Below are 1,268 nucleotides of genomic sequence, written 5' to 3' on the forward strand. Positions count from 1 at the left end.
AGCGCCTGCTGGCCCGGGCCCGGTGGCTGCGGCCGCGCCGGCTGCCCGGCCCCGGGCGGGCCTGGACGGACAGCCGGGCGCTGCCGCCGATACCGGCGGAGCCGTTCCGGGACTGGTGGGCGCGGGAGCGGGGAGGCCGGGCATGAGCAGCAGGGACCGCGTCCTGGGCCGGGTCCGCCGCGCGCTGGCGGACGCCGGGGCCGCCCCCGACGTCCCCCGGGACTACCTGCGGGTCCACGGCGAGCGCACCCCCGCCGAGAGCGCCGACCTGCTCGCCGCGCACCTGACGGAATACCGCGCGCGGGTCCACCGGACCGACGAGGACGGCATCGCGATGCTCCTGACGCGCCTCCTCGCCGAGCGGGGCGCCGGGTCGGTCCTGGTCCCGGCCGGCCTGCCGCCGTACTGGCTCGCCGCGGCGGACCCGGTGCGGATCCACGACCGGGCGGGCTCCACGCCGTACGAACTGGACGCCGTGGACAGCGTGGTGACCGGCTGCGCCCTGGCGATCGCCGAGACGGGCACGATCGTCCTCGACGGCGGACCCGGCCAGGGGCGGCGGCGGATCACCCTGGTCCCGGACCACCACATCTGCGTGGTGCGGGTCCCGGAGCAGGTGGTGGACTCCGTCCCGCGGGCGCTGGCGCTCCTGGACCCCACCCGCCCGCTGACCTGGATCTCCGGCCCCTCGGCCACCAGTGACATCGAGCTGGACCGGGTGGAGGGCGTGCACGGCCCCCGCACCCTGGAGGTCGTGCTCCTCACCGCACAATAGAGCCCATGTCCGCCTACATCGCCCTCACCGCCCTCGTGGTCCACGACTACGACGACGCCCTCGACTTCTACACCCGCGCCCTCGGCTTCGACCTGGTCGAGGACACCGCCCGCCCCGACGGCTCCCGCTGGGTCGTGGTCCGGCCGCCCGGCGCCACCGAGAGCGCGCTCCTGCTGGCCCGCGCCAAGGACGACGCCCAGCGCGCGCGGGTCGGCGACCAGACCGGCGGGCGTGTCGGCTTCTTCCTGTACACCGACGACTTCGCGGCGGACCACGCCCGGATGACCGCCGAGGGCGTCCGCTTCCTGGAGGAGCCGCGCCACGAACCGTACGGCTCCGTCGCCGTCTTCGAGGACCTCTACGGCAACCGCTGGGACCTACTCCAGCCCGCCGCCGCTTAGGGGGTGTCTGATGGATCTCCGCGGCGTCGCGACGCCCGGCACGCGCTCTCGCCGCACCGGCCGAAAGCCTGAGTACGTCCAGTACGCGGGCT

General features: G+C 75.8%; 2 protein-coding genes. Both read left to right on the forward strand.

Annotated features, from left to right (window positions below; translation table 11 throughout):
* The first annotated feature begins 142 nt into the window (after positions 1 to 142).
* Positions 143 to 775, forward strand: coding sequence for a LutC/YkgG family protein (locus tag ABT084_RS37890; RefSeq protein ID WP_351054405.1), 633 nt, complete (start codon positions 143 to 145; stop codon positions 773 to 775).
* A 5-nt stretch (positions 776 to 780) separates the two neighbouring features.
* Positions 781 to 1,176: a VOC family protein gene (locus ABT084_RS37895; RefSeq protein WP_351054407.1), complete on the forward strand. Its 396-nt coding sequence runs from the start codon at positions 781 to 783 to the stop codon at positions 1,174 to 1,176.
* Positions 1,177 to 1,268: the final 92 nt, after the last annotated feature.

Source organism: Streptomyces sp. NPDC002138 (assembly GCF_040296485.1).
GTDB lineage: Bacteria > Actinomycetota > Actinomycetes > Streptomycetales > Streptomycetaceae > Streptomyces.